Here is a 1,174-nt window from a genome sequence, read left to right as displayed (position 1 = left end):
GCGCTGCTCCCTGTCCTTGGCCAGCTCGCCCAGCAGGCCGACGGGCGGAGTGGTCAGCATCGCCGTCGGCTCGGCCATCGGGTTGACGAACGCGCCGTTCGCGAACTGCCGCGAGCGCCGTATCCGCGCGGCCCGGTCCGGCCCTGAGTTCAGCGGCCGTACGCCCAGCTCGGCGGGCACATCGCGCAACGCCCAGCCCGCAGCGGCGAGGGCCACGCCGCCCGCGAGGATCCGCCGTGCCGTACGCATCCCTGCCATCGCCCACACTCCCCTGGAATCTGTCCCTCCCGCCGTCCGTGCGGGAGGCCCCGGTGTTTCCTTATCTAAGATATATCGCGATAGGTCAGATCGTTGATCTCCGCGCCGTTGGATGACGCGGCCGGACGCCGTGGACGCTCCCGGGTGCGCCGGGGCCCGCGTGCGGCGATGCCGGTCACGTCACCAGAGCGGCGACCTCGCGGTGCATCGAACCTACCGGTCGTCATCCCGGAACCCCACGGCAACCCCGCCGGGAACCTCCATCCCGGGCTACCCGGCCGATGCGGATCCTCCCGGTCCTCCTTCGCCGTCACGGCCTTCGATCGTCATTCTGGCCCTTCTCGCGCCGTTTGCGATCCGGGAACGGCCACGGATTGGGGCGGCAGCGGCCCAGCGACTTCGACTGCTGGGTCATGACGGGAGCGAGCCTGCCCCGGCCGGGACAGGGCCGGTGATGGTGGCCCAGGGCGTGGCCGACCTCGTGGCTGATGACGTACTGCCGGTACGCGGCCAGGTCGCCCTCGTACTGCGGGACGCCCTTGGCCCAGCGCCGGGCGTTGATGACGGAGCGGGTGCCGTTCCAGCAGGACAGCTCGCCGCCGGTGTCCAGAGGACGGCACTGGCGGACGGTCAGGTCGGGGCTGGACAGGGCGACCCGCACCCGTACCTCGCCATGGTCGACGCGCTGGAAGCGGGCCCAGCCGCGGACGTCGTTGAGCGTGCGGTGCACCTCGGCCGCGAACTCCCGGGCGTCGAACGGCAGCCCGCGCTCCACCTCGACGACGTACCGCACCACCTCGCCCTGGCCGGGCCTGGCGGGGGCGCCGCCGCGCACGATCGCGTACCGGCCCGAGGCGGCGTACGGCACCCGTACCTCTTCGGCCGGCCGTTTCCTGGGCGCGATGGACGGCAGGGG

General features: G+C 72.7%; 1 protein-coding gene and 1 pseudogene. Both read right to left on the bottom strand.

Annotation, left to right across the window (positions count from 1 at the left end; genetic code table 11):
* Positions 1–258 (bottom strand): annotated as a pseudogene (locus ITP53_RS55435) (MBL fold metallo-hydrolase); the annotation flags it as partial.
* A gap of 310 nt (positions 259–568) precedes the next feature.
* The coding region (locus tag ITP53_RS55430) for a DUF3152 domain-containing protein (protein ID WP_236052259.1) at positions 569–1,174 on the bottom strand (606 nt) is incomplete at its 5' end.

Origin of the sequence: Nonomuraea cypriaca (assembly GCF_015645445.1) — a bacterium.
Taxonomy (GTDB): Bacteria; Actinomycetota; Actinomycetes; order Streptosporangiales; family Streptosporangiaceae; genus Nonomuraea; species Nonomuraea cypriaca.
Note: the sequence above shows the minus strand (reverse complement) of the source record. Positions and strands in the feature narration are given on the sequence as shown.